Genomic DNA, 3,001 nt, shown 5'->3' on the forward strand with positions numbered 1-3,001 from the left:
ACATTCACGGAGAGTTTGATCCTGGCTCAGGACGAACGCTGGCGGCGTGCTTAACACATGCAAGTCGAACGATGAAGCCGCTTCGGTGGTGGATTAGTGGCGAACGGGTGAGTAACACGTGGGCAATCTGCCCTGCACTCTGGGACAAGCCCTGGAAACGGGGTCTAATACCGGATATGACTACTGACCGCATGGTTGGTGGTGGAAAGCTCCGGCGGTGCAGGATGAGCCCGCGGCCTATCAGCTTGTTGGTGGGGTGATGGCCTACCAAGGCGACGACGGGTAGCCGGCCTGAGAGGGCGACCGGCCACACTGGGACTGAGACACGGCCCAGACTCCTACGGGAGGCAGCAGTGGGGAATATTGCACAATGGGCGAAAGCCTGATGCAGCGACGCCGCGTGAGGGATGACGGCCTTCGGGTTGTAAACCTCTTTCAGCAGGGAAGAAGCGCAAGTGACGGTACCTGCAGAAGAAGCGCCGGCTAACTACGTGCCAGCAGCCGCGGTAATACGTAGGGCGCAAGCGTTGTCCGGAATTATTGGGCGTAAAGAGCTCGTAGGCGGCTTGTCGCGTCGGATGTGAAAGCCCGGGGCTTAACCCCGGGTCTGCATTCGATACGGGCAGGCTAGAGTTCGGTAGGGGAGATCGGAATTCCTGGTGTAGCGGTGAAATGCGCAGATATCAGGAGGAACACCGGTGGCGAAGGCGGATCTCTGGGCCGATACTGACGCTGAGGAGCGAAAGCGTGGGGAGCGAACAGGATTAGATACCCTGGTAGTCCACGCCGTAAACGTTGGGCACTAGGTGTGGGCGACATTCCACGTCGTCCGTGCCGCAGCTAACGCATTAAGTGCCCCGCCTGGGGAGTACGGCCGCAAGGCTAAAACTCAAAGGAATTGACGGGGGCCCGCACAAGCAGCGGAGCATGTGGCTTAATTCGACGCAACGCGAAGAACCTTACCAAGGCTTGACATACACCGGAAACGGCCAGAGATGGTCGCCCCCTTGTGGTCGGTGTACAGGTGGTGCATGGCTGTCGTCAGCTCGTGTCGTGAGATGTTGGGTTAAGTCCCGCAACGAGCGCAACCCTTGTTCTGTGTTGCCAGCATGCCTTTCGGGGTGATGGGGACTCACAGGAGACTGCCGGGGTCAACTCGGAGGAAGGTGGGGACGACGTCAAGTCATCATGCCCCTTATGTCTTGGGCTGCACACGTGCTACAATGGCCGGTACAATGAGCTGCGATGCCGTGAGGTGGAGCGAATCTCAAAAAGCCGGTCTCAGTTCGGATTGGGGTCTGCAACTCGACCCCATGAAGTTGGAGTTGCTAGTAATCGCAGATCAGCATTGCTGCGGTGAATACGTTCCCGGGCCTTGTACACACCGCCCGTCACGTCACGAAAGTCGGTAACACCCGAAGCCGGTGGCCCAACCCTTGTGGAGGGAGCCGTCGAAGGTGGGACTGGCGATTGGGACGAAGTCGTAACAAGGTAGCCGTACCGGAAGGTGCGGCTGGATCACCTCCTTTCTAAGGAGCACATAGCCGACTACGAGCGAATGACTCGTACGGTTGCTCATGGGTGGAACGTTGACTATTCGGCACGATCGGTGAGGGTCGCTAGTACTGCTTCGGCGTGGAACGTGAACTTGAACAGGACGAGTCAGAAACCGTAGTGATAGGCGAAGGACATGCGAAAGGTCCGGCGTAGAGGGTAAGACCCCCGTAGCTGAAATCATTGCGGCTCGTTTGAGAGACACCCAAGTAGCACGGGGCCCGAGAAATCCCGTGTGAATCTGGCGGGACCACCCGTTAAGCCTAAATATTCCCTGGTGACCGATAGCGGATAGTACCGTGAGGGAATGGTGAAAAGTACCGCGGGAGCGGAGTGAAATAGTACCTGAAACCGTGTGCCTACAAGCCGTGGGAGCGTCGCATGGCAGGCTTGCCTGTCATGTCGTGACTGCGTGCCTTTTGAAGAATGAGCCTGCGAGTTTGCGGTGTGTTGCGAGGTTAACCCGTGTGGGGAAGCCGTAGCGAAAGCGAGTCCGAACAGGGCGGTTGAGTAGCGCGCCCAAGACCCGAAGCGGAGTGATCTAGCCATGGGCAGGTTGAAGCGGAGGTAAGACTTCGTGGAGGACCGAACCCACCAGGGTTGAAAACCTGGGGGATGACCTGTGGTTAGGGGTGAAAGGCCAATCAAACTCCGTGATAGCTGGTTCTCCCCGAAATGCATTTAGGTGCAGCGTCGTGTGTTTCTTGCCGGAGGTAGAGCACTGGATAGGCGATGGGCCCTACCGGGTTACTGACCTTAGCCAAACTCCGAATGCCGGTAAGTGAGAGCGCGGCAGTGAGACTGTGGGGGATAAGCTCCATGGTCGAGAGGGAAACAGCCCAGAGCATCGACTAAGGCCCCTAAGCGTACGCTAAGTGGGAAAGGATGTGGAGTCGCAGAGACAACCAGGAGGTTGGCTTAGAAGCAGCCACCCTTGAAAGAGTGCGTAATAGCTCACTGGTCAAGTGATTCCGCGCCGACAATGTAGCGGGGCTCAAGCGTACCGCCGAAGTCGTGTCATTGCAGCATGAGGGCCAACGCCCGCTGTGATGGGTAGGGGAGCGTCGTGTGCCGGGTGAAGCAGCCGCGGAAGCGAGTTGTGGACGGTTCACGAGTGAGAATGCAGGCATGAGTAGCGATACACACGTGGGAAACGTGTGCGCCGATTGACTAAGGGTTCCTGGGTCAAGCTGATCTGCCCAGGGTAAGTCGGGACCTAAGGCGAGGCCGACAGGCGTAGTCGATGGACAACCGGTTGATATTCCGGTACCCGCTTTGGAACGCCCAATATCGAATCAGGCGATGCTAAGCCCGTGAAGCCGTTCCGGATCCTTCGGGTGAAGGAAAGTGGTGGAGCCGGTGACCCAGACTTGTAGTAGGTAAGCGATGGGGTGACGCAGGAAGGTAGTCCAGCCCGGGCGGTGGTTGTCCCGGGGTAAGGGTGTAG

General features: G+C 58.1%; 1 other annotated feature (only partly in view).

Annotation, left to right across the window (positions count from 1 at the left end):
• The first annotated feature begins 3 nt into the window (after positions 1-3).
• Positions 4-3,001: a sequence feature (most likely nonfunctional fraction of RNA operon), on the plus strand (it continues 1,491 nt past the right edge of the window).

It is taken from the genome of Streptomyces sp. AV19 (assembly GCF_015999245.1).
Classification (GTDB): Bacteria; Actinomycetota; Actinomycetes; order Streptomycetales; family Streptomycetaceae; genus Streptomyces.